This is a genomic window from Antrihabitans stalactiti (assembly GCF_012932915.1).
GTDB lineage: Bacteria > Actinomycetota > Actinomycetes > Mycobacteriales > Mycobacteriaceae > Antrihabitans > Antrihabitans stalactiti.
This window is the reverse complement of the sequence record NZ_VCQU01000004.1, coordinates 19,126-41,542: the sequence shown is the minus strand read 5'-3', so window position 1 is coordinate 41,542 and position 22,417 is coordinate 19,126. Positions and strand designations below refer to the sequence as shown.

The following is a 22,417-nucleotide window of genomic DNA, read 5'->3' as shown; positions in this document are numbered from 1 at the left end:
CCTAGGCGCTCGCTCGGCGCCGGCGCAGCAGGAGGTATCCGCCGGCAAGGACGACCAACAGAGCGACACTCGCGAGCAGGACCTTGCCGATCGACAGTTTGCCGGAATCCGGCGTGGTCGCCGATGTTGGACTGTCCGCAGCCGGCGACGTAAGAGTCACCGGCTCACGGCCGGGTGCGACGAACAGCACCTCGCCCTTCGACGCGTACCAGCGCCGCGTGTCGGCGCTCAGCCAACCCAGCGCACGATCGAGTTCTTCGGCGGCATCAACAGATGTAGCGACCAGCAGCGTCCGGTTCGCCTGCTGGTCGTAGGCGACTTGCAATGTGCCGTAGCGCAGTTCGCTTCCAAGCGTGATCGCTTGCTCGAATGCGGCGTGCGGGTCGGTGAAGGTCAGAGTGCTTCCCTCCGTGGTCCGCAGTGGTAGTTCGACCCCGTCCGGCACGTTGCCGTTCGGGGCGATTAGAATTCCCGACGAGTTGCCGCCGACGAGGTCCGTGGCCGAAACCAGCTCGGGCGCAAGTGGACCCGTTGACATACGCTGCAGTCCGGCGACGATGGCGACCGCACGCGCTGTATTCGCGAAGTCCTGTTCGGTCAACGCAACCGGCACCTGCGGGAGCAATGCTTGCGGCAACGACTCGAATCCCGGCGGAGTCGGCGCACCCGACGCCGCCGATGTCACGACCGTCGACGAGTCGATGCTCAGCGACACCGTCGGACCGTTTCCGCACCCGAGGTCGGATCCAGCACGAAACGCGACGTCGAGGTTGGTCACGCGGCCCAGAACAGCTGCTGGCACGTCGATCCACCGATCGAGAACACCGTCGGCTTCCGCGGGCCAAGTTGCGATTGTCCGGCCACCGACCGACACCGATAGGGATCCGCCGGCATTGGCAGTCAACGGCGTGTACGTACCGATGAGATGCACTCGAATATTGCGGGCGGCCCTGCCGAGCCGGGTCTGGTCGAGCGGGACCGACACGGTGACGTGCGTAATTCCGGTTGCGCTCGGGCCGCTGATCCCGAGATCGGTCAGCGTCATCGAATCGGCCGCCAAGATCGGGGGCGGTGTGCCGGCGCCTGCGCTGGCGCTCGTCGAAACCGCGAGCGCAGCGAGATTGCTCGTGACCAGCCGGACCTGATCGAGCAGAGCGGTACCGGTCCCCGTGATGTACAGCCGCGGCGGTGCGGGCTCCTCGGGATATATCAGTTCGGTGTTTCCGTCGGAATTGGCGCGAACCGCCGCGGACCGTTCGAACGGCCGGTCCGGTGGGGCGCTCGACAATTCCCGATCGGACCTGAGCACGATTCGTACCGGCTGCGCTCCGTAGTGCGCAACGATCGCTGCGGTGAGCGAAATTGCTGCGTCAGACTGCTCTGCAGTCGGCTGGTCGGAAATGAACACGGTGAACTGCTGGAGAACCGGTGGCAGAAAGTCTGCGATCGTCGAGGGCGCTGTCGGTGAGCCGAGATAACTGACAAGCTGATCGCGCAGAATCAACTGCGTGTCGAGCGGAATGAAAGAGCAATACCGATCCAACGGCAGCATCGTCGACTTGAGACTGAGAACGATCACGCTGTCTGGCGGTTCCGGTACGGCCGAATCCAGGGGGACCCTGACCGGCACCGTTGTGGCACCCTCGGGCACGTCTGTGCGGGAAAGTAGTCGATCACCGACCGACACGTCGAGCCAGCCGCGCCAAACACCAGCGGGGACAATTGCATTGGCGGTGAACGTCGTCGCGCGGGTCCCATCGGGAATCGGCAGGGTGAGTGTGGTTCGACCGTCTGCAGCGCTGATCGACGTGGTCGGGCTTAGTCCCAGATCGATCGAATTCAGGTCGAACGGCGAATCGTCGGCTGCCGCTGGCGTTGGCGCGAACACAATCGGACTGAACACGGCGCACAACGCTACGATCACGAGTTCCATCAGAATGACGCGAACTCCGCGAAATTCAGTCATGGATTTCATTTCGATGCCACCTAAATGCAGGCGTCGCGCTTTGCGTGGACCTGATCGATTTTGTAGGTGAAGCTTACTGGGGTCGGGTAGCACGAACGAGCAAATCCGATAATTGACTCGACCGCTTCTCCTGAAAGAACATGCAGCACCGCTACCAACACAGCTCGGTCTAGCGGTCGCAAGACATCTCCGAGAGCATTTTACGCGTCAGAACGGACGCGCTCGCGCGGTAAGTGAGAGGAACGGCTGTGCTCGAAGAAACCTGGCGCAATCACTACGACCGCATGTTGCGGTCCTTGTCGAAAATGCGGAGTGCTGCGGTCTGTCAAATCTCCATCGGCAGCCGAGTGCAGAGACGCGGTGTTTCACTATTTCCAGGACGCCTGTCATCTACGCGAGTGGCTGAAAGCAGACCCGAGTCCGAGCACCGAAGAGCAAGGATCCGCAAAGCGAACTGTTGACCCTGTTCAAAGCACAATCCACAGCTCGTCCCGTGTGCAGAGAAATCGCAAATGGTTCCAAGCACTCTCGGCTCACCTGGCGGTCATTCCTGACCGAGGAGCGGTCCGGATACGGCGAAGTGATGGGCCAAGGAGTCACAGTGGCGCTCGAGACTGGGCTCGAGCACGTCAACGAGGTGACGGTGGACATGTTGCGAGAGCTGCCTGGCGTCGTACTCGTGTCGGGCGAAGTCCCGCCCGTATTGCATGTGAGGCACCCAGTACGCATGGCACGCCGGAAGCGACCGGAACCCGGACGGTTCGCGCGAAGCGAGTCGGCGACTGAAACGCGCTGGACTTGGCCAAAGAGAGGCTGTTGCCGAATCACCTGGCTAACCGGTCGGAATTTATTGTAGTGCACTCGTGAGGTGTCAGGTCTTCCCCAAAGCCGCTGGGGACGAAACTACGCAGCACTATGATCGATCGATCGGCCGAGCCCACTCCAGTGGGCTCCGCCCGCGAAGTGAGCAAATATATAGGCCGAATGTCTTTCGACCACGACGACTGTATGGCGTGCTACGGCGACGAGCTGAGTGCGTGCGTATCCCGAAAATATCCCAAGAGGCGCCCAAACGATGCGAACAACCCGGCACCCGTGAGACGACAAAACCCCTTTGACCAGGCAATTCGATACGCATCGGCACAGTCGAGTACAGCTGAAAACACTCTGGCAGTGTGGGGGTCAGGGGTTCGAGTCCCCTTAGCTCCACTGGATATGGCAGTCGAGAGGCACTTCCCGGATTCGGGGGAGAGCCTCTTCCTGTGTTCCTGATAAGTCCGTGGGTACGGTGTGGGCTATGAGCACCGATTGGCGAGTTGCCCGACGTGACGCGATCCGGTCCTTGATCGAACGGGCCGACCCGGAGATCGTCGAAGAGGCGAAGTGGCGCAAGGCATCCAATCCCGATGGCGTGCCGACATTTTCGCTCTCCGGGCTGATCTGCACGCTCGAAACCTACAAGGACAAAGTCAAGGTGACGTTCCACAAAGGGTCGTCGCTCACGGATGCAGACGGCCTATTCGATCCGGCGAGCACAGGCGTGCGACGCGTAATCGACCTGTATGAAGATGACGAACTCGACGAGGATGCGTTCGTCGCCTTGATTCGCGAAGCGGTGGAACTGAACCGCGCAACTCGCTGAGCACTCCGAATTTGCGACAAATCGTGCGGCGATCGGGGATGCTCGAACGTATGACAAACGACTCCCGTGCCCGATTGTCGCGTTCGCTCTCGCCGGTGCACTGGTGGTGATCATGACGTGCGGCATGTCGGCGTTGCTGGCGCGGCCGGTGTCTGCGCAGTCGACCGCACTCTCGCCATCGAGCGCGATTGTCGATTTCGGTGCGCAGCAGCGCGGGCAGATACCGAATGCACCTCGCGAAGCGAGGACAACCGATCAAGACACGAGCACGGTCGCGAAAACGAAAAAACGCAAGCGATCGCGTGGCATCGGGAAGTTCATCGGCATCGGCGTGGGGCTGATCATCTTGATCATCGTGATCGTGGTGGTGGTCGTTTTGATCCGCCGGAGGAAGTAGCCGCACCATCCGCACCGAAAGTGCAGTTGTTCAGGCAGATTCGGATCGAACTGGCTGAACAACTGCACTCTCGTGGGACTTAGAGGTCGAGCTCGATGTCGGAGCACGCCAGACTGTTGCAGACCGTGATGCGAGCCAATTGGGCACCGTCGGCTTCCAGTTGCGTTGTGCCGCTGAGCTTCGGGGTCACGCAGGCACGGCACAGACCTCGTTCGCAGCCGGTCGGGACTCGGATACCTGCTCGGCTGGCCGCTTCCAACAGCGTTGTGGCGCCGTTGATTTCGACCGAGCTGTCGCTGCGGCGAAAACGGACGGTATAGCGACTGCCATCGTCGACGGGGCGTTCCAGTTCGGGCGTGGTGAACGACTCGGTGTGGAAACGCTCGTCGGGTAGGCCGAGGTTGCTCAAGGCGCGCTGGGCGATGTCGATCATCGCCGGTGGCGCGCAGACGAATGTCTCGCGTTCGGCAAGGTCTCCGACGTGGCGCTTGATCAGTAGCTCGGAAAGTCGGTCCGAGGTGACGTGGTTGCGGCGCGACGGTCGGTCCGTGAAGAAGTGCACCGTGATGCCGGACCGACGGGCCAGATCTCGCAGCTCGCGCTCGAAGATGATCGACCGATCGTCGCGGTTGAAATAGAGCAATACCGCATCCGAACCTGACGCCTCACGCGCGATCCGACGGAGCTGGCTGATGATCGGCGTGATGCCGACGCCACCGGCGATGAAGAGCGACTTGCGGGGTGTCGCCTGCATGGCAAGACCGCCGGACGTGGTCGGTACGCCGACGAGAGTGACGTACTTTCCGGCCCTTAGTTCGTCGTTGAGCAGGTTCGAGGCACGACCGCCGACGACGCGCTTGATGCAGATCTCCATGGTGTTCGACGAGTCGCTGTCGCGAACGAGGCTGTACTGACGTACGAGCACTTCGCCGCCGACTTCGACGCGGATCGATACGAACGCGCCGGCCTCCCAGGTCACGTCGTCCCAGCCGCGTGGCTTCTGCAGCCGGACCGATCGGGCCTGGCCCTTCGCGACCGACCTCGACGACAGGACCTTTACCGGCACGTTGTAGAACCGCGGCTTATCGAGGTACGGCGCCTCCGGCAACGTTTTGTAAGTGGCTCCGAACGCGAGCCGACGGACCAGCGACAGCGGCTGGGCCAACAGGCGCAATGGGCGACCGAACTCTCGTTCGCCTAGCGGAATCGACAAGCCTGCCAACACCTTCACCATCATCGGCACGGTGTCGAGCAGGGGCGTCTCGTGGTACGGAAGGCCATACCGAGCCGCGATTTCTCGCACGGCCGGCGCGATCTCGCGTTGCTTCGAGGGCGGCAGATCCGGGAACAGGTGATGCTCGACATGCGTGTCGAGGCCGCCGTAGAAGATCCGGAAATCGGGGCGATTGTCGAACGGCACCTCTTCGTGCAGGACGCGTTCGAGGTAGTTGTCCAACTCGGGGCTGCGTAGGAAGTTCCTGGTCGCCCGAAACTGGCGCTCGTAGTACTGATCTCGCGTCTCGTCCGGACCCGGATCAGCGAAGATCTCGAGTTCACCCGCGTGATGTTCGATGAGGACGAGGAAGAGGACCGCCGAATAACCAGCGACGCCACCGAAATAGTTGGACACAACGGCCGGCAAAAACTTCGAACCGGTCGACAACGGCTCGCGCAGGTACCGCTGAACCGCGTCACGTGCCGCGATTTCGGCGGGTGCCCGCAGCGTGTAACTGCTCAGGAAAGGTCGCTCCGCGACGAGGCGCGCCACGTTGGCCAGAAAGAAAGGGGCGGCCTGCGGTGCAGCTGCCAAGAGTCCGGCGATGATCGCGCTCTGTGCAACGTGGTGGCCGTACCAATCTTGGCCTGCCATGCCGCGGGCGATGCTGTAGCCGAGGTCGTGATCTTTGCCGATGACGTTGGTGTTGGGGTGATGCCCTTCGTGGTGCATCACTTTCCAGTGGTCGACGTCGACGTTGAAGTCCCACTGGTACCGCTCGGAGTGGTACTCGCCGCCGTTGGGCAAGTCGTCATAGCTGCCGTGAATGATGTTGTGGCCGAGTTCGGAAAACTGCATCACTCGATACAGCATTTCGAGTACGGCGGCGCGGACGATGGCGCGCGGGCTGCCGTCATGGAGCAACTCGATGCGGCGCGCGTTGATCGCCTGCCCGTAGGCGGTGACGTTGCGGATGTGGGCCAGGTCGTCGTCGCCGACTTCGGCCTTCGCCTTTCGGTACAGGTCCTGAAGATCGTCGGCGAGGCCGGTGTCGGCATTGACAGCAGTGGCGGTCGTCATGGTTTACAGATTAGGCACTTTTGTCCAACGGCTGAATGTTCCCTCAGGACATTCATTTGGTATTTTCGGACAATGGTTGTTGCTCCGGTATGGGCGGTCCCGCGCGGCACCGAGGGCGTGCGAATCATGGTCGAAGCAGGCATTGCGCACGGAATGACTGCGGCGGAGTGCCTCGTGGGCACCGGACTGACGGAGGGCGACCTCAACGACGAGAACGCAGAGATCTGGGCGCATCAGGAATTCGATGTGATCCGAAACCTCGTTGCCCGACTCGGAGATCGCCCAGGCGTCGGCATCGAGGTCGGCCTGCACTCGACGATAGGTCGATCAGGCGTGATCGGATTCATGCTGCTCGCCGGCCCGACCTTGCGAGAGGCGGTCGAGCGGGCGATCCCGTTTCTCGCGCTATCGCCGACTCACCTGCGTTTCTCGATCGAAAGCGACGCCGACGACGCGTACGTGTTCGCAGACGACAGCGAGTTGCCGGCCGATGTGAGGCCGTTCGTCGTCGAGCGTGACGTCGCTGGGCTCGCCGCAGCCTTGCGCGGAGCGCAGGTCGACTTTGTACCTCGTCGGCTGGAAACCACGCTGGACAGCGAGCGTGCCGCATTACTCGGGGAAGAGCTACGAATGCCCCCTGATTGCGTGCACGCACATCAGCGGAGTAACCGGCTGGTGCTGCCGCGCTCGATGCTCGACCTTCGGCTGCCGCAAGCGGACGCGAACACCGCGCGCGCCTTCGAGCGGCAGTGCCAGGACCTCCTCGAGCGACGGTTGGCGCGCGTCGGCATCGCCGGTCAGGTCCGTAGCAGGCTGCTCCACAATCCCGGGGAGTTGCCGTCGATGCCTGCCGTCGCCGACGGACTGCATATCGATCCGCGGACCCTGCGGCGTCGTCTCGCAGCCGAGGGCACCTCGTTTCGTGAACTGCTGGACGAGGTCCGGCGCAAGCGTGCGATCGAATTGCTGGCCACCGAACTGACTGTCGAGGAGATCGCGAAACAACTCGGCTACGCAGAAACGGCGAACTTCACCCACGCCTTCAAACGCTGGGAAGGAACGGCGCCCAGCTACTTTCGGGCAGGCGGGCGAGCCGGCGCAGATTCGACCTCGACCGCTCATCGAAAGTGAATCCAACGACCGCCGAGGTCAGCTTGAATGGCGGACGAATTGGAGGCAAGGCTGTGAAGATTGGCGCTGCGGCGAAGTTGGTCGTCGCGGGCCAGGCTCGAACGTCCCTGACTTCTTGCAGCCGTTCAAATTCACGCTCGCATACTTCGCACCGCTGAACACACAAGGCTCCACGCTGGACATCTACGACACCGCGACCGGCACCATCACCGACCAGATCCCCGTCGCCAGCGCACCGATCGCAGGGGTGTATCCCGGCTGAACTCGCTAGGTCAGCGCAGGTGCTGGACCGCATCGCCGAGGCCGGTGAGCTGAACCACGGAGTCGGGGAGTTCTGATGCGTTCCAGCCTGGACCGGCGACGAGCACCCGCGCGCCTGCGGCCTGGACCACGTGCACCGAGCTGACGTGCGCCGTACGTGGAGTCTGTGCCCATAGAACGACAGATATTTCGGAAGTCCGTCGCGCGACGGTATCCACGAGCGCCGAAGGTGGGACGGCTGCGCCGAGCATGAGCACGGAGACGGCGTGCTCGCTCAACGCGGCCCGCAGCGCTTCAAGGGGAAGGGAGTGGGTTTCTTCGTCGGCACAGGCCAGAACAACCGACGCTGCCGACTCGCTGGGCCAGAGTGGCACGCCCTGGAAGCAGCGAGTCACCGTCCACGACAACAGATGTTCGACGTCGATGCAGCCGTCGCCGTCCGATTGCAGAGCCTCGATCGCAACGAAAGCTGGACGGCACAGCAGGTCCCAGGTCGCGATGACGCCGTGATGGACTATGTATTCGTCGACGATGCGCGCGGCGGCGGGTGAGTCGAGGCGCATGGCTGCAGCGAGCAGTTGCTCGGGATCGGCCGCCGGACGCGGATTGGCAGCCATCGCATGACGTGCCGCTTCGACCGAACTCGATCCTTGCTGGATGAGAGTTTGCATGTGCCGCAGCACCGCGACGTCGATGGGTGTGTAGCGACGATGGCGACCTGGCCAATGCCCCGACGGACCGACTCCGTATCGGCGCGTCCAACTCCGCAGAGTCGCAACCGGGATTCCCAGCATGAGCGCGACAGTTCGGACCGTGTAGCCAGCGTTCGGGTCCGTGCTGTCGGGCGTCACCTCGCCTGCGTCATCCAGGCCATCGGCCGGGTTCATTGCAGACCACGTCGCTCCGGGAGCGGCGAAACAGGTGAGAGGACCATCGGTGGCCCCCTCCCTGATACGGTTTTCTGACGTCAGGCGATCCTACTCTCAAACGATGCGCTAACGATGCATTCCGGTGAATCCTGATTCTGCGATGCCCGGTTGGTCAGTTTGCTACGCCGGGAATCCCGTCCTCGACGACGAGCTGAGCGCGCGTAGAAATCGGCGCGCCGGGGCGCGTTATATACGGCACGACGCGAAAGTCGTTGCGCCACAGCGAGCGGTCTAGTTCGACGCGAACGTAACCGCGCTGGGAGTTGAAGAACTTCAGGTCTGGGTTGGCGGCAAACAGGCGCCGACCGGTGTCGTTCATGTCCGCGCCGTCGTTGCCCGTCGTAACCGACGTTCCGGTGAATTCGGCTGCGACGACTGGTGATTCGGGAGTCGAGAAGTCGCGGCGCAGATTCGACGCCTGGTTCTGATGGCGGTCGCCCGTGATTACCACGAGATTCCGCACGCCACGGTCGGCTGCGGTGCCGAGCACGGCGTTGCGATCGGCAACGTATCCATCCCAGGCGTCCGTACCCAATGCGACCCCGGGCCCGGGGTCGTTGTCGGTCTGACTCATGGCGACCTGGTTGCCGAGTATCTGCCAGCGCGCGGCGGATTTGCCGAAGCCATCGAGCAGCCAATCCCGTTGTTGTGCGCCGAGAATCGTGCCCGCTGGGTCGAACCGATCGGCACAGTCGGTGACGACGTCGCCGCACGGTTGCGCAGTCCTGTATTGCCGGGTGTCGAGCATGGTGATGTCGGCGAGATCGCCGAAACTGTAGCGACGATGCACGCGCATCGATCCGTTCGACGGCAGCTGAGCGAGTCGAAGCGGCTGGTGTTCGTACATCGCCTGAAATGCCGCAGCGCGACGACGACGAAACAATGCAGGAATCTTGTAGAAGTCGTAGCCGAGACCCGGCGAATCGGCGGCCCAATTGTTGTCGACTTCGTGGTCGTCCATCGTGACCAACCAGGGGAACGCCGCATGTGCGGCTCGCAGCGGCTCCTCGGCTTTCGCTTGCGCGTACAGCAACCGATAGCCCGTCAGGTTGTATGCCTCCTCGCGGAAGACGGGATCGACCTCGGCGCCCACGCGGGCGAACCGCCACGCACGCTCGTAGATGTAGTCGCCCAGATGGACGACCAGGTCGAGGTCCTCGGCGCTCATGTGCTCGTATGCGGTGAAGTAGCCCGAGCTCCACGACTGGCACGAGGCGAACGCGAACCGCATCGTCGATACCGGTGCACCTGGGGCGGGGGAGGTCCGCGTCCGCCCGATCGGGGATATCGCCGAGCCTGCCCGAAAGCGGTAGAAATACCAGCGATCGGGCTGCAGCCCTTGGACTTCCGGATGCACCGAATGGGCAAATGCGCGGGTGGCGACGACCGATCCGCGCGCGACGACGTGCCGAAACAGTTCGTCGTCCGCGACTTCGTAGTCAACGGTCACCGGCGCCAACGGCATGCCACCGAGACCGTCGGGGGCGAGTGGGTCCGGTGCCAGCCGAGTCCACAAGACCACGCCGTCGTGCGTCGGATCACCTGATGCGACCCCGAGCGCGAAAGGGTAGCTACCGACCCAGCGCGGAGCCGGGAACCGTTGACTGCCCGCCGCCGCCCCGACCAGTAGAGCCGCCGAACCGGCCGTGCCGAACCGCAACAGCTGCCGACGAGACAGACCCATATGTCACGGTACCGCCGGTGTCAGCGGTGTCGGTGTCGCTCAGATCGCGGGGAGCTTGACGACCTGACCCGCGTAAGCGAGGCCTGCGCCGAATCCGAGCAGGAGGGCGAGGTCGCCCGGCTTCGCTTCGCCCGACCGCAGCAGCTGCTCCATTGCCATGGGAATCGAGGCTGCGCTGGTGTTGCCGGTCTCGACGATGTCGCGTGCGACAGCAGCAGTGTCGGGGAGTCCGAGCGTGCGGATCAGCGCGTCCGTGATTCGGCCGTTCGCCTGGTGAGGAACAAATGCATCCAGGTCCTCGACCGACACGCCCGCGCGGTCGAGCGCCTCGCGGCAGGCCTTCTCCAAGTAGGTGACCGCCCAGCGGAACACGGCGCTGCCGTTCATGCGGATGTACGGCCGGACCGTTGTCTCGCCGACGGCCTCAGCGGCTGCGACCTCGGCAAAGTACTGCTGAAAGTCCTTGTCCTGCTTGATTGCTTGAGTTTGGCTGCCGTCGGAGCCCCACGCGACCGGGCCGATTCCTTCGGTCTCGGACGGACCGACGATTGCGGCGCCTGCACCGTCGGCGAAGATGAAGGCACACGTCCTGTCGTGCGGATCGAGAAGGTCCGACAGCCGTTCCACGCCGATCACCAACACGTACTGAGCCTCGCCCGCGCGAACAAGGGCCGCTGCGTCGGCGAGGGCGTAGCAGAACCCCGCGCAACCCGCAGAGACGTCGAATGCGGCGGTGTCGGTCATGCCCAGTTCCGTGGCGACGACCGCGCCCGCCGACGGTCCGAGCACCATCTGCGACGAGGTTGCGAGGACAACGGCGTCGACCTGGTCGGCTCGGATGCCTGCGGCCTTCAGCGCGTCGCGGGACGCTGCCGTGCTCATGGACACGATCGTCTCGTCATCGCCGGCCCAGCGTCGAGCCTCGATGCCGGACCTGGTTTTGATCCATTCGTCGGTCGAGTTGATCTGGTCGACGATCTCGGCGTTCGGCACGACTCGGCGGGGTCGGTATGCACCGAGTCCGAGTAGGGCGGCGTGGGTTACTCGGGTCGCGGTGGCGATGGTCGCGGTCATTTTTCCCTCTCGGTGAACCAATCGGTCCATTGGTATAACGTATAGCATGAACCGATCGGTTCAACAAGGAGACTGATGACCACCGGCCCGCGCGCGCGACTGATTTCGAGCATCATTTCGATCGTGCAGGAGCACGGCGTGCACGCCGCTGGTTTGTCGGAGCTTCTCGCGCGGAGCAACGCGTCACGGAACTCGATGTATCAGCACTTCCCGTCGGGAAAGAGCGAGCTGGTCGAGGTCGCAGCGCGCATCGTTTCTCGCGTTGTCCACACCCACATCAGTAAGTCCGCAGACGCACTCGCGACGGCGCCGTCACTCGACGGCTGGCTGGACGCGCTGTTCGACTTCTGGCGGCGCCCACTCGAGACGAGCGACTACCGCGAAGGGTCTTTCATGATGGCGGCCGCGCTCGACGAGTTGGACCCCGCCGTGCAGGCAGCTGCCAGCCAGGCGTTCAGGGCATGGACCTCGCGGTTGGCGCACGGTCTCGCCGCGGCCGGCGTGCGCGGCGACGCTGCCGGACAGCTGGCAGGGTTGCTGCTATCAGTGATCGAAGGGGCAATCGTGCAGAGCCGTGCGCTGAAATCCACCCAGCCTTTCGACGACGCGCGAGCTCAACTCACCGTGCTGCTGGGCGCGCATCTTTCGGTCAGCGCCTGACGGACGTCTCATGCTCCACGCGGGTCAGCTTCTCGGGGTTCCGGACCGCGTAGATCCCCGAGATCAGCCCATCTTCCAGCCGCAACGCGATGATGCTGTCGAGTTCGCCTTCGAAGCGCGCGATGAGGGCGGGCCAACCGTTGAGCTGCGCCGGCTCGAAGACGAGACCGGTCCCGACTTTCGCCATCCCGGCAACCAACAGACGCGCCACCTTGTCCGCACCCAGAACGGGCCGCGGTACTGCTTGCTTGATGCCGCCGCCGTCGCCCAACAGGACGACGTCGGGGGCCAAGATGTCAGCAAGGCCTTGTAGGTCGCCGACCTCCACGGCACGTTTGAAGGCAGCCATCACACCTTGGGCCTCGGTCTGCGTCACGTCCGATCGAGGTCGACGCGCGGAGACGTGGGCGCGTGCCCGGTGCGCGATCTGGCGGACGGCTGCGGGAGTCTTGTCGACAGCGTCCGCCAGCTCCTCGTACTCGAGCGCGAACACCTCACGAAGCACGAACACAGCGCGCTCGGTGGGCGTCAGCGTTTCCAACACGAGCAACATCGCCATCGACAGGCTGTCGGCCAGTTCCACGTCGTCGGCGACGTCGGGGCTGGTCAGCAGCGGCTCGGGCAGCCATTCGCCGACGTACTCCTCCCGCCGACGGGCCAGCGCTCGCAACCGGTCGAGCGCGGCCCGCGTGACGATCCTGACCAGATAGGCGCGCGGTTCGCGCACCTCGTCCTGGTCGACACCCATCCACTTCAGCCAGCTCTCCTGCACCACGTCTTCGGCGTCGGCGGCGGAGCCGAGCATCTCGTACGCGACGGTGAAGAGCAGGCTGCGGTGGGTGACGAAGGGGTCGTCGCTCATGCCGACGACACTACGTCCGTCGCTGCGGTGGCAAGAGGCGCCAAGCCACAGGCGTCAGCGAACTCGGCGGAGTGGATTCCCAGCGCGATGTTGCTCCGCGCGCTGAGATTCATGAAGCCGATCCGGCCGGTCAGCTCGATCAAGCCGGGTGCGCCGAGCTCCTCGAGCAGTGCTGCCGACAGCTCGTCGGTCACGGCCACCGGCGTCTGGCACATGGCCTCTGCGTAGTCCATGACCTTGCGCTCGAGCGGAGTGAAGACACTGGACTCACGCCACCGCGGAACCTCCCGCGCCTTGACCTCGTCCAGGCCCTTGTTGTGGGCCATGAAGTAGCCGAGGTCCAGGCAGAAGCTGCAGCCGACGTATCCCGCAGCCGCCATCGTCGCGAAGGTCGCAAGGTTGGGGTCGAGGCGGTCCCAGTGGTCGACCTTGTTGCCGATCTTCATCAAGTCCTTCATGACGGCTGGGTGATTCCACATCACGCCGAGCGAATCAGGCACCTGACCGAGCATCTTGCGAGCCGCCATTTTGATGAGTGCGCCGTACAGTCCACTGAGCTTGGTCGCCGGGACCCGGGTGCTGGTTGTCATGTCGTCCTCCTGTCGAGGGTGATTCGACATGAAGACGACAGCCGGCGCAGATTTGTGACAGGCAGGGTCGAAAACTTCAGCTTTCGCTGATGCGGTTGCGGCCGAGGGTGTGCACGAACTGCGGACCGACGAGGGCAAGCTCCCGGCGATACGCCTCTGCCCAATCGCTGTAGGGCTGGTAGGCGAGGTGCTCGTTCTTGAATCGCTCGTCTTCGGAGATCTCGGTGGCGCAAAAGGACGGAATCTGCAGGTCGACGACGGGTCCGCTGCGCTCAACTTCGGCGACCACCAGGGGAGCATTGGCGCCGAGGAATCGGTCGATGATCCAGCCGTCCTCGTCGAGCCAGAAGGAGTAACGGATCTTCGCGACCACGTGTTCGGCGCGTCGCACGATCTGCCCGGCAACCAGCCCATCGAGCGCACGTTCGGCTTCGTACCGCGTGCCGCCGACGGCCGGGCCCTTGGCTGCCATCGTTCCTACAGCCGATTCGCCGAGAGCATCGATCAGTTCGGCGGGAGTGGCGTCCACCTCGGTCGGTGCCGTGCCTTGGACTCTGACGCGAACGGCGTAGCCGTCTGCGGCGAACAAATAGGCCTGGACGATCAGCGTAGGAGCGGGATCGGCGGCCACCACGTCGGGGACGTCGTGGACGAAGAACTTCCGCTCGAACTCGAAGTCGCCGAAGCCGTTCTCTGACATACCCAGACCGTAGTGCGTGGAAGGCGAGATTTGCAGTAGGCCTGGCGTGAGGGTCGACGAGAGGAAATATGGGCGGTATTTGGGGGATCTTTTTAAAAGATCATTTACGCCGACCATGTTGAGGCTTAAATTTGATTCGCAAACCTTCGCACCCGACGATGGGAGCCGCCATGAGCACGGCCGAAGAGCGCGCAGCTGCACTGGGTCTGGTCGCCCGGCTCAAGTCTTCGTATCCCGAACTGCCGAATGCGCCGACGCCAGATCTGCTTGACCACAAGCGCATTTGGGCGTATCTGAAGACCGACCACGATGTGGGCGGTGAACCCGACGCCCCGATAAAGTACGAGAACAAGCAATACGAGATCTGGGAAGAAAACACTTACGTGATCTGCGAAGTGCTTGCGTGGCGTGGGATCTGGATCTCGGAGGAGCGCCGTCGGATCGGCAACGTCGACCTGGGCCGCACCATGTACCTCGGCCTGCCCTATTACGGGAGATGGCTGCTCGCCGTCGCGCGAGTCCTCGTGGAGAAGCATTTACTCGGCTTGACCGAGCTGAGCGAGCGAATGGAAGAGGTGAGAGAGCGCTACGACGGAGGCATGGCCGGAAAGACGTTGGAGGCCAAGCCGAAATTCGAGGGCGACGGCTCACAGGTCAAGCGCAACACCCACCACATCCACGCGGTCGGCAAGGGCGACCCGCAGGTGTTCGCCGGCAAGGCCGATCCGGCGAAATTCAAGGTCGGCGATTCCGTGGTCGTACGCGAATTGCCAGCTCTGTTCTACACGCGCACACCGGAATACGTGCGCGGAGCAGTCGGCGAGATCGCCTCGCTCGCGTACGAAAGTCCCGCTCCCGAGGAGGAGACGTGGGATACGCCTGACGCGAAGCCGGAGTGGTTCTACGTCGTTCGTTTCAACATGGCCACGTTGTGGCACGGCTACGCCGGCGCGCCGGGCGACAGCCTGCAAACCGAGATTCCCGAGCGTTGGCTGAAAGCAGGTGTCGCATGAGCGAGCACGACCATGATCACGACCACGACCATCAGCGGACCGTTGCGCCCATGGTCGACGAAATCACCGACTTCGAAGTGCTGGAGATCGCACTGCGCGAACTCTGTATCGAGAAGGGCATTTTCACGGCCGAGGAGCACCGCCACTTCACCGAGTTCGCCGAACAGATCGGTCCGACACCTGCGGCTCATCTCGTAGCCCGAGCTTGGCTGGACCCAGATTTCAAGGCGCTTGCGCTTTCTCAGCCGATGGAAGCGAGCAAAGCGGTCGGCGTGGACTGGCTGGAACCGACGGGCTTCGGAACGCCAAGCGATTTCACGGCATTCGAGATCCTCGAAGACACCCCGACCGTGCACAACGTGATCGTGTGCGCATTGTGCTCGTGCTACCCGCGACCGATCCTCGGCAATTCACCCGAGTGGTATCGCACACCGAATTACCGTCGGCGTCTGGTCCGTTGGCCGCGTCCCGTCCTCCAGGAATTCGGGCTCACGCTGCCCGACGGCGTCACTGTCAACGTGCAGGATTCCAATCAGAAGCACCGCTTCATGGTGATGCCGATGCGGCCCGAGGGAACCGACGATTGGACCGAGGACCAGTTGGCCGAAATCGTCACGCGCGATTGTTTGATCGGCGTCGCGCTGCCCAAGGCTGGGGTGACCACCAACGTCATCACCGACACCCGTCCAGCCGTCCACCCCATCAAGTGACGGAGCGCCCAACTTGACCGAGATCGCGCCACTGAAGGCCATCGTCGAACGCAACCAGGTCTGGCCGGTCATGGCCGAAAAGTACAACGTCGCCAATCCGCTGCCGCCGTGGAAGACGAGCCTCGACGGCATGTGCGACGCCCTCGACCACGCCAATTGCGCGACCGATATCCCGACCTTCAAAGAGCGGCGGGACGAAGAGGATTCGCTTACGGCGACTGTCTATCCCAGCCTGCCGTACCCCGAGAATCAGCTCGTCGCCTTGGCGCATTCGCTGGTGGCTCGGGGCGTCATCGACGAGAACGAACTCCAGGAGCGGCTCGCCACCATTCGAGCCCGACTCGAAGCCTGACCCCCAACCCCTCGTGAGTCTTTTTGGAGTCCAGGGACTCCAAAAAGACTCACGAGGGGTGAGGCGTGGAGAGTTTCGGCGTGCGTGGTCACGTCGGGTATTGCACGCGCCACGCCAATACCCCCGCTGCTACCGAAATAACGGTCAGCAAGGCGACCCACAGAACGCGGGGCAGGTGGGTAAGCGCGCGAAGCTGGTCGAAGTCGGACGTGCCCGAGCGGGTCCGACTTGCTTCGACGATCGTGCGTAGGTTGCCGAACAGCAGAATCCAGATCGCTACGTAGCCGAAATGCAGCTGCAGGCTGGGCGATCCGTAGAACGCGACCCCGCCGAACAAGACAGCGGCGGCGACAACCACCAGAAGACCGAAGACGTTGCGGATGAACGGCACCATCGCGACGATCAGAGCGAACGCGCCCCAGATGAGCACACGCAGTTGATCGGTCGCGATGAGTACTCCGCCCGCCAGACCGAGCAGCGACGGCGCCAGGTAGCCAGCCGCCGCGGTCAGTACCATCCCGGGGCCCCGCGCGCGACCGCGAGAGAGCGTCAGGCCCGAGCTGTCGGTGTGCAAGCGGATGCCGCTGAGTCGGCGCCCGGTCGCGATGGCCGCTAGTGCGTGACCGGCCTCATGGGCGAGAGTCACCGCGTGGCGCGTCAAAGGCCACAACGGGCGCAGCACTACCAAAGCGATGGCAACGACGATCGGTAGGTAGTGCGTCCACTGCTGCCAATATGAGTTCACCGCACTAATCGTCTCACGCTTCGAATTGGGTCGCGGATACGCCGTTCGGATAATGCGATTCTAAAGACGGAACAAGGTGATTGGCGGGGGTGCGGAAAGTCTTTAAGGAAATCCACAGCAAAGCGTCCAATTGGTCGCCTATTTGCGAATTGCGCGTTTGGGTCGAAACGTCTGTCAGGTCCGAAATCGACTATGGCAGAGCTAGTTTGCGAACTCATGGTGGCGCCGGTCTTTCGCTGAAGCGCGCTATATTGCGAAGGATCTACAAATGTGGCGGAATTCTTCGATTCCGGGAAGAAGGTTGGATTGAATGGGTCATAGCCGGCAATTGATTCCGCGAATGTTGGCGATCGCGTGTGCATCGTGTGCGATTGCGTTTCTTGTCTCGGGGACTGCGAATGCCGATACTGTCGTGCCGCTCCCGGACCAGGACAAGGCGCTCACCACGGCGACCGGAATCACGGTCGAACTCAGCCACACGGGCGAGAGCGTCACGATTTCTCCCGCGATCGCCGCGAACGGGCTGTCGCGCACGGCATGGGTGAGCGGGACCGCGTACGCCGATACCGGAAATGCGGACAAAGGCTCGCTGGAGACCGGCTACCTCGTCGGCTGCCAGGTGGACCTGTCTGCAGGCGTGTCGCTCGGCGTGGACGTCGGTGTGTCGACGAACTCGCTCTCGCCCGGGGTGAGCAGCAGTTTTGCGCTGAAGCCGGGTCAGGTCGTCGCGGTGAAGCTGGGCTCGAAGGATCTCGACCCTGCAGCGAAAGCGGTCGGGTACTCCTATCGCAACCTGGGAATCCAGGTCGACGGCTGCGGCGGATTCGCCCAGGCGCGTTCCTACACGAATCTGTCCGTGACGGGCGGCGGCGGCTCGACGACCGTCGCGCTCTACGGCCAGCCGTTCAGCATCGGTTAGCAGGAAGGGACCATGAACACCTATCGAAGAAGTCGAACGCGCACCGGTTTTAGTGCCGCCGCGGGTGCCGGAATCGCCATCGCACTCGCGTTGCTGTCAGCCGGCAACGCAAGCGCCGACACGCAGGTACCGCTGCCCGATGGTCACGACCAGACGACCTCTCGCGACGGCGTCACCGTCTATGTCGACCGGACCGGCGAGCATGCCACGATCTCGGGCTCGATGGCGTCGAGTCCGACTTCGCGGAACGTGTGGGTATCCGGCGTCACGACAGCGACGGTTGCACCTGCGCCGGGAGTTCGCGTGACCGGCGGCACCATCGAGACGGGCTACCTGCTCGGCTGCCAAGTCGATATCAGCTCCGGACTCTCGACCGGCACCGGCGAGGCAGGCAGCTACTTCAACATGCCCAGTTCGGCGCCGACGCCGTCGATCGACCCGAACGTGTCGCTCAGTCTCGCTCCCGGCAAGGTCGTGAAGGCGAAGGTGAACACCTACGACTTCAACGGTCTGTCGGGGACGACGCAGTACGTCGACTCCACGTTGGCGATCGAAGGGTGTGCCGGATACGCCCAGGCTCGGTCGTATACGAACGTCACCACTCACACGAACGTCATGGACGACACCATCACGTTGTGGGGCGCACCGTTCAGCATCGGCTGACCGGTGATTTCGACTCGGTTCCGGCTCCATCTCACGTACTGTTCGAACGGTGAGACTGCTGAGTCCGGTCGACACGATGTTCATTCGGATGGAATCGCAGCGAACGCCGATGCACATCGGCGGGCTGCTGACTTTCACCTTGCCCGACGGCGCCGGTGACGAGTTCACGCGCGACCTGCATCGGTCCTTTTCGCAGCTGCAGTTCCTGCCGCACCCGTTCAACAGCGTCGTATCCGGCACGGTGCTGCCCGAGTGGAAGCCAGTCGAGCCCGATCCCGAGTATCACGTCCGGCTGTCTGCGCTGCCGCAACCCGGGACCGACGTTCAGCTCGCAGAACTCGTCGCGCGCCTACACGGCAACCCGCTCGATCTCACCAGGCCGTTGTGGGAAGCACACATCATCGAGGGCTTGTCGGGTCACCGATTTGCCATGTACTTCAAGGCTCATCACTGCGCGGTCGACGGCATGGGAGCGGTGAACACGATCAAGAAATGGCTCAGCACCGATCCGGATCGCTACGAGCCGATGCCCACCGTCGCGCCGCCCAGCGAAGATTCACCCGGCATGGCGACGAAGGTGGCGACGACATCGGTCAGTCGGGTGGCGAACGGACTGACCGCCTCCGGTGAGATCGCCCGAAAGCTGGTCGGGATGGGCCGCGGGGCAAACAGTTCGGTGCGCGCGGCGCTGAACACCCCACGCACCCCGTTCAACACCAAACTCACTCAGCACCGCCGCCTCGCAGTCCAGGAACTGGAATTGCCCAGGTTGAAAGCAGTGGCTACGGCGACGGGAACGACCGTCAACGACGTGACCCTCGCTGCGTGCGGCGGCGCGGTCCGGCGCTATCTGATGGAGTTCGGTGAGTTGCCGGACAAGAGTCTCATGGCGTCTGTTCCGGTGGGTTGGGATCGCGACGAAGACACCCTCAACGCCGCGACCGGTTTCGTATGTCCTTTGGCAACAACGGAATCCGACGTGCTGAAGCGACTGGCGATCATCAACAACGCGACGTCGCGTGGCAAACGCGAGTTGCTGGCGATGTCGCCGAACGCGCTGGAGCACTACACGCTGATCGGCTTGCTGCCGCTCGCGGTCGGCCAGCGGACCGGTGCCCTGACCATGATCCCGCCGTTGTTCAACTTCACCGTCTCGAACGTGGTGCTGTCGAAGCAGCCGCTGTATCTCCATGGCGCACGACTGGACTGGGTAGCGCCCATGTCGTTCCTGTGCGACGGCTACGGGCTCAACATCACGCTGGTCGGCTACACCGACAAGGTCGTCTTGGGTTTCGTCGGATGCCGCGACACGATTCCGCACCTGCAGAAGCTTGCCGTTTACGCGGGTGAGGCGTTGACCGAGCTCGAGCAGGCCATCACCAGTTCGTGAGTCCCGCTTGGGGAGGGTCTCAGTGGAGTCCCTGGACTCCTGAAAGACTCACGAGTGCAGGGGTAGCGTGGATCGCGTGAGGCACGAAGCCAGGGGAGTAGGACTCGCGCCGCTGGAAGTGGTTGTCGAGTCGGTTGAAGGCCGGACGCTGAGCGTCAGTTGGTCCGCAACCCCGCCTGGCTCACACAAGCCGTACGAATACGCCCGGATCTTCGTGGTGGCGCTCGATTCGCAGGTTCGGACCTATATCGACATCGTCGACGGCCGGCACGCAACGTCGCTGAGCGTGTCCGACACGCTCGGTGCCGGCGATTACGCCGTCGAGGTCGATGCCTACGGAAGTGCTAGCTGGGGAGATGGGCGGTTGGAAGGGCGCGGTCGCAGCGCCCCTTTCACCCTTTGATCACAGAACAGGCTGCTTGGCGAGCATCGCCAAGCGGCGCATTTCGGCTTGGTAGACGGCCGGCGCGATCTCACCGTCCAGTAGTTGCTGCTGCAAGCGGGATTCGTCAGCTTCGAGCGCAGGCGCATGGGAAGTGTGCAGGCCGGAGGCGGGGTGCCGCAGCATCGCTTCAGCGCGACGTCGGGAACGCTCGCGCCTGACGTGCGCGCGTTGACGGGCAAGTTCGGTCAGTGTCGGGATCGTCACCAGGCCTCCTCGGATAGCTCTGCTTCGTTGCACAACTTCTCCAACAGTCCAACGACCAGTGACGGCGGACGTGTTCCCCTATCTGATGTCGCCTTCGTCACATCGAGACTGGCCGGTCCGATTTGCCCGTCTCGACACGTGCGTTCCTCGAGTCGCAATTCCCCGCCCGGCCGACGCCCGCGGGTGTACACCTATTCCTGTGAACAAGGCACCGCTGAGTGCGGCCACTGCGCTCCTCACGACTCTCGCTCTGATCGCCGGTTGCTCGTCGAGCAAGTCCGACGACAAGCCGACGAACGAATCCTCACTTTCCGACGAGAACCCTGCCGTTGTTGCGGGCGTACCTCTTCCGGACGGAAGTGTGGACAAAGCCGTCGGCGACCTCGACGGCCTGGTCGCCGACGTGATGGGCAAGTCGGGTATTCCGGGCATGGCGGTCGCCGTGGTGCACGGCGGAAAGACGGTATATGCCAAGGGCTTCGGCGTGAAGGACGTCAAAGGTGACGACAAGGTCGACCCCGATACCGTCTTCCAGATCGCGTCGGTCTCCAAGTCGATCTCGGCGACGGTCGTCGCACATGAGGTCACGGCAGGCAACGTGAAATGGGATACCCCGGTCGCGGAAATCATGCCGTCGTTCACGCTCGGCGACCCGTGGGTCGGCTCGCATGCCACGATCGGCGACTTCTTCTCGCACCGTTCCGGATTGCCGGGTGCGGCTGGAGACATCTTGGAGGACTTGGGCTTCGATCGCCGGTACATCCTGGACCACTTACGTCTCCTTCCGCTCAACCCATTTCGCGTCACGTATGCCTACGCGAATTTCGGTCTGACTACGGGGGCCGAGGCAGTCGCAACGAAGGCGAAGAAGGAGTGGGCAGATCTGGCGGAAGAGGCGATCTACAAACCGCTCGGGCTCAAATCGACAAGTTCACGCTTCGCCGACTTCGAGAAGGAGCCCAATCGCGCCACATTGCACATGCGGATCGACAACAAGTGGGTTCACGATCTGGTCCGTGACGCCGACCAGCAGTCTCCCGCAGGCGGTGTCAGCTCCAACGTCAACGACTTGGCCAAGTGGCTGACGATGGTACTCGGCAAAGGAACCTTCGAAGGCAAGCAAATCTTCTCCGAGGAAGCGTTTCAACCGGCGATAACGCCCCAGGTCGTCTCGTCTCGCGGGAAGTCGCCCGACGCAAGGTCAGGCTTCTACGGCTACGGGTACAACGTCGGCACGACGCCTGCAGGCCGTGTCGAACTCAGTCACTCGGGCGGCTTTGTCTCGGGTGCGTCGACGAACATCCTGCTCATCCCGTCCGCCGACGTTGCCATCGTCGCCCTGACCAACGCCGCCCCGACGGGCGTGCCCGAAGCAGTGACCCAAAGTTTTGCCGACATCGTCCAGTACGGGAAGGTGAAAGAAGACTGGGTTGCGTTGTACGAGAAGGCCATTTCGCCTTTGCTCGAACCCACAGGGTCGCTGGTCGGTAAACCGCGCCCCACCGACCCTGCGCCTGCCAAACCCGTGGCGGACTACGTGGGTACCTACGCGAACGACTATTTCGGTCCTGCGACGATCTCGGAAAAGGACGGCAACCTCGTGCTCGGCCTCGGGCCTGCCGGCAAAACCTTCCCGCTGACGCACTGGGACGGCGATACCTTCACCTTCACCCTGGTGACCGAAAATGCACCTCCGGGAACGATCTCGAAGGCGACATTCGACGGAAATCGACTGAACCTCGAGTACTACGACAGCGATAAATTGGGAACCTTCGTCCGATAGG

23 protein-coding genes are annotated in these 22,417 nt (G+C 63.2%); 13 read left to right on the top strand and 10 right to left on the bottom strand.

Annotation, left to right across the window (positions count from 1 at the left end):
* Window position 1: 1 nt before the first annotated feature.
* Window positions 2-1,975, bottom strand: coding sequence for a hypothetical protein (locus tag FGL95_RS12465; RefSeq protein WP_169587187.1), 1,974 nt, complete (start codon window positions 1,973-1,975; stop codon window positions 2-4).
* Between the two features lie 1,288 nt (window positions 1,976-3,263).
* Here FGL95_RS12465 and FGL95_RS12460 point away from each other — a divergent pair.
* Both FGL95_RS12460 and FGL95_RS12455 read left to right on the top strand, forming a co-directional pair.
* Window positions 3,264-3,608, top strand: coding sequence for a DUF1801 domain-containing protein (locus FGL95_RS12460; protein WP_169587185.1), 345 nt, complete (start codon window positions 3,264-3,266; stop codon window positions 3,606-3,608).
* 103 nt (window positions 3,609-3,711) lie between these two features.
* The gene (locus FGL95_RS12455; protein WP_169587183.1) at window positions 3,712-4,005 is read left to right on the top strand and encodes a hypothetical protein; all 294 of its coding nucleotides are present in this window, start codon (window positions 3,712-3,714) and stop codon (window positions 4,003-4,005) included.
* Window positions 4,006-4,084: 79 nt separating this feature from the next.
* Here the strand turns inward: FGL95_RS12455 and FGL95_RS12450 are convergent, their stop codons facing one another.
* Window positions 4,085-6,301: a fatty acid desaturase gene (locus FGL95_RS12450; protein ID WP_169587181.1), complete on the bottom strand. Its 2,217-nt coding sequence runs from the start codon at window positions 6,299-6,301 to the stop codon at window positions 4,085-4,087.
* Between the two features lie 72 nt (window positions 6,302-6,373).
* On the opposite strand from FGL95_RS12450, the gene FGL95_RS12445 reads away from it, so the two are divergent.
* On the top strand, window positions 6,374-7,432 hold the full coding sequence (locus FGL95_RS12445; protein ID WP_169587178.1) for a helix-turn-helix domain-containing protein: 1,059 nt from the start codon (window positions 6,374-6,376) through the stop codon (window positions 7,430-7,432).
* A 115-nt stretch (window positions 7,433-7,547) separates the two neighbouring features.
* Window positions 7,548-7,694, top strand: a complete 147-nt coding sequence (locus tag FGL95_RS12440) for a hypothetical protein (RefSeq protein ID WP_169587176.1) — start codon at window positions 7,548-7,550, stop codon at window positions 7,692-7,694.
* Window positions 7,695-7,704: 10 nt separating this feature from the next.
* On the opposite strand, the gene FGL95_RS12435 is transcribed toward FGL95_RS12440, so the two are convergent.
* From FGL95_RS12435 to FGL95_RS12425, 3 genes are all read right to left on the bottom strand, one after another.
* On the bottom strand, window positions 7,705-8,580 hold the full coding sequence (locus tag FGL95_RS12435; protein ID WP_169587174.1) for a MerR family transcriptional regulator: 876 nt from the start codon (window positions 8,578-8,580) through the stop codon (window positions 7,705-7,707).
* A gap of 154 nt (window positions 8,581-8,734) precedes the next feature.
* Window positions 8,735-10,306, bottom strand: coding sequence for an alkaline phosphatase D family protein (locus FGL95_RS12430; RefSeq protein ID WP_169587172.1), 1,572 nt, complete (start codon window positions 10,304-10,306; stop codon window positions 8,735-8,737).
* A 39-nt stretch (window positions 10,307-10,345) separates the two neighbouring features.
* Entirely contained in the window at window positions 10,346-11,380 is a 1,035-nt protein-coding gene (locus FGL95_RS12425; protein WP_169587170.1) for a beta-ketoacyl-ACP synthase III, read from the bottom strand.
* A 75-nt stretch (window positions 11,381-11,455) separates the two neighbouring features.
* Between FGL95_RS12425 and FGL95_RS12420 the strand changes: the two genes are divergently transcribed.
* On the top strand, window positions 11,456-12,040 hold the full coding sequence (locus FGL95_RS12420) for a TetR/AcrR family transcriptional regulator (RefSeq protein ID WP_169587168.1): 585 nt from the start codon (window positions 11,456-11,458) through the stop codon (window positions 12,038-12,040).
* Here the strand turns inward: FGL95_RS12420 and FGL95_RS12415 are convergent.
* From FGL95_RS12415 to FGL95_RS12405, 3 genes are all read right to left on the bottom strand, one after another.
* A complete protein-coding gene (locus tag FGL95_RS12415) occupies window positions 12,030-12,902 on the bottom strand; it encodes an RNA polymerase sigma-70 factor (protein ID WP_169587166.1) in 873 nt (290 codons plus the stop codon). The two genes, FGL95_RS12420 and FGL95_RS12415, sit on opposite strands and share 11 nt — an antisense overlap.
* Window positions 12,899-13,492, bottom strand: a complete 594-nt coding sequence (locus tag FGL95_RS12410; RefSeq protein WP_169587164.1) for a carboxymuconolactone decarboxylase family protein — start codon at window positions 13,490-13,492, stop codon at window positions 12,899-12,901. Before FGL95_RS12410 ends, FGL95_RS12415 begins: the two co-directional genes overlap by 4 nt.
* Window positions 13,493-13,568: 76 nt before the next feature.
* Entirely contained in the window at window positions 13,569-14,192 is a 624-nt protein-coding gene (locus tag FGL95_RS12405) for a CYTH domain-containing protein (protein ID WP_169587162.1), read from the bottom strand.
* 170 nt (window positions 14,193-14,362) lie between these two features.
* On the opposite strand from FGL95_RS12405, the gene FGL95_RS12400 reads away from it, so the two are divergent.
* The 3 genes from FGL95_RS12400 (at window position 14,363) to FGL95_RS12390 (ending at window position 16,267) form a co-directional block, all read left to right on the top strand.
* Entirely contained in the window at window positions 14,363-15,205 is an 843-nt protein-coding gene (locus FGL95_RS12400) for an SH3-like domain-containing protein (protein WP_169587160.1), read from the top strand.
* Complete coding sequence (gene scnC / locus FGL95_RS12395; RefSeq protein ID WP_169587158.1) at window positions 15,202-15,915, top strand: thiocyanate hydrolase subunit gamma; 714 nt, start codon at window positions 15,202-15,204, stop codon at window positions 15,913-15,915. Before FGL95_RS12400 ends, scnC begins: the two co-directional genes overlap by 4 nt.
* A gap of 70 nt (window positions 15,916-15,985) precedes the next feature.
* Entirely contained in the window at window positions 15,986-16,267 is a 282-nt protein-coding gene (locus FGL95_RS12390) for a thiocyanate hydrolase (RefSeq protein WP_240962992.1), read from the top strand.
* An 88-nt stretch (window positions 16,268-16,355) separates the two neighbouring features.
* Here FGL95_RS12390 and FGL95_RS12385 read toward each other — a convergent pair whose 3' ends face one another.
* Complete coding sequence (locus tag FGL95_RS12385) at window positions 16,356-17,012, bottom strand: M50 family metallopeptidase (RefSeq protein ID WP_169587153.1); 657 nt, start codon at window positions 17,010-17,012, stop codon at window positions 16,356-16,358.
* Window positions 17,013-17,322: 310 nt separating this feature from the next.
* Between FGL95_RS12385 and FGL95_RS12380 the strand changes: the two genes are divergently transcribed.
* From FGL95_RS12380 to FGL95_RS12365, 4 genes are all read left to right on the top strand, one after another.
* On the top strand, window positions 17,323-17,931 hold the full coding sequence (locus tag FGL95_RS12380) for an MspA family porin (RefSeq protein ID WP_169587151.1): 609 nt from the start codon (window positions 17,323-17,325) through the stop codon (window positions 17,929-17,931).
* A gap of 12 nt (window positions 17,932-17,943) precedes the next feature.
* Complete coding sequence (locus FGL95_RS12375) at window positions 17,944-18,594, top strand: MspA family porin (protein ID WP_169587149.1); 651 nt, start codon at window positions 17,944-17,946, stop codon at window positions 18,592-18,594.
* Window positions 18,595-18,643: 49 nt separating this feature from the next.
* The gene (locus FGL95_RS12370) at window positions 18,644-19,984 is read left to right on the top strand and encodes a wax ester/triacylglycerol synthase family O-acyltransferase (RefSeq protein WP_169587147.1); all 1,341 of its coding nucleotides are present in this window, start codon (window positions 18,644-18,646) and stop codon (window positions 19,982-19,984) included.
* A 76-nt stretch (window positions 19,985-20,060) separates the two neighbouring features.
* Window positions 20,061-20,387 carry a hypothetical protein gene (locus FGL95_RS12365; RefSeq protein ID WP_169587145.1) on the top strand — a complete coding sequence of 109 codons (327 nt, stop codon included), beginning with the start codon at window positions 20,061-20,063 and terminating at the stop codon, window positions 20,385-20,387.
* Here the strand turns inward: FGL95_RS12365 and FGL95_RS12360 are convergent, their stop codons facing one another.
* A complete protein-coding gene (locus FGL95_RS12360; RefSeq protein ID WP_169587143.1) occupies window positions 20,388-20,633 on the bottom strand; it encodes a hypothetical protein in 246 nt (81 codons plus the stop codon).
* Between the two features lie 199 nt (window positions 20,634-20,832).
* On the opposite strand from FGL95_RS12360, the gene FGL95_RS12355 reads away from it, so the two are divergent.
* On the top strand, window positions 20,833-22,416 hold the full coding sequence (locus FGL95_RS12355; RefSeq protein WP_420838039.1) for a serine hydrolase: 1,584 nt from the start codon (window positions 20,833-20,835) through the stop codon (window positions 22,414-22,416).
* Window position 22,417 lies beyond the last annotated feature (1 nt).

What these genes read in the sequence shown, in the direction of transcription:
- FGL95_RS12465 (WP_169587187.1), bottom strand. Translation starts at nt 1,975, where the DNA reads ATGAAATCCATGACTGAATTTCGCGGAGTTCGCGTCATTCTGATGGAA.
- FGL95_RS12460 (WP_169587185.1), top strand. Translation starts at nt 3,264, where the DNA reads ATGAGCACCGATTGGCGAGTTGCCCGACGTGACGCGATCCGGTCCTTG.
- FGL95_RS12450 (WP_169587181.1), bottom strand. Translation starts at nt 6,301, where the DNA reads ATGACGACCGCCACTGCTGTCAATGCCGACACCGGCCTCGCCGACGAT.
- FGL95_RS12445 (WP_169587178.1), top strand. Translation starts at nt 6,374, where the DNA reads ATGGTTGTTGCTCCGGTATGGGCGGTCCCGCGCGGCACCGAGGGCGTG.
- FGL95_RS12435 (WP_169587174.1), bottom strand. Translation starts at nt 8,580, where the DNA reads ATGAACCCGGCCGATGGCCTGGATGACGCAGGCGAGGTGACGCCCGAC.
- FGL95_RS12430 (WP_169587172.1), bottom strand. Translation starts at nt 10,306, where the DNA reads ATGGGTCTGTCTCGTCGGCAGCTGTTGCGGTTCGGCACGGCCGGTTCG.
- FGL95_RS12425 (WP_169587170.1), bottom strand. Translation starts at nt 11,380, where the DNA reads ATGACCGCGACCATCGCCACCGCGACCCGAGTAACCCACGCCGCCCTA.
- FGL95_RS12420 (WP_169587168.1), top strand. Translation starts at nt 11,456, where the DNA reads ATGACCACCGGCCCGCGCGCGCGACTGATTTCGAGCATCATTTCGATC.
- FGL95_RS12415 (WP_169587166.1), bottom strand. Translation starts at nt 12,902, where the DNA reads ATGAGCGACGACCCCTTCGTCACCCACCGCAGCCTGCTCTTCACCGTC.
- FGL95_RS12410 (WP_169587164.1), bottom strand. Translation starts at nt 13,492, where the DNA reads ATGACAACCAGCACCCGGGTCCCGGCGACCAAGCTCAGTGGACTGTAC.
- FGL95_RS12405 (WP_169587162.1), bottom strand. Translation starts at nt 14,192, where the DNA reads ATGTCAGAGAACGGCTTCGGCGACTTCGAGTTCGAGCGGAAGTTCTTC.
- FGL95_RS12400 (WP_169587160.1), top strand. Translation starts at nt 14,363, where the DNA reads ATGAGCACGGCCGAAGAGCGCGCAGCTGCACTGGGTCTGGTCGCCCGG.
- scnC (WP_169587158.1), top strand. Translation starts at nt 15,202, where the DNA reads ATGAGCGAGCACGACCATGATCACGACCACGACCATCAGCGGACCGTT.
- FGL95_RS12390 (WP_240962992.1), top strand. Translation starts at nt 15,986, where the DNA reads ATGGCCGAAAAGTACAACGTCGCCAATCCGCTGCCGCCGTGGAAGACG.
- FGL95_RS12380 (WP_169587151.1), top strand. Translation starts at nt 17,323, where the DNA reads ATGGGTCATAGCCGGCAATTGATTCCGCGAATGTTGGCGATCGCGTGT.
- FGL95_RS12375 (WP_169587149.1), top strand. Translation starts at nt 17,944, where the DNA reads ATGAACACCTATCGAAGAAGTCGAACGCGCACCGGTTTTAGTGCCGCC.